A 225-nucleotide genomic window follows, 5' to 3' on the forward strand; every position below is an offset into this window, starting at 1 on the left:
AGCATAATCTGAAGTTACATCGAATACCGCATCTGTATCACAAGAATCTGTACCACAAGATTGCAGTGCTAAAATATTAGCAGTATTCCAATCGTTAGCAAGCGTTTCATTATTTGTTCCGTCACACTCAATCGTTTCATCTGCAACAGTACAAGACGTTAAGTCAGGACCAATAGAATCGTTAAGTGTAAGAATTGCAACAAGTATAGTTTCGTTATCACAATC

General features: G+C 36.9%; 1 protein-coding gene. It reads right to left on the reverse strand.

All coding sequences use genetic code 11. The features are described 5' to 3' along the window. Window positions 1-225: hypothetical protein (locus tag ACVCZW_RS00495; protein ID WP_452231359.1), on the reverse strand; the 225-nt coding region annotated here is incomplete at both ends.

Source organism: Lacinutrix sp. MEBiC02595 (assembly GCF_053601555.1).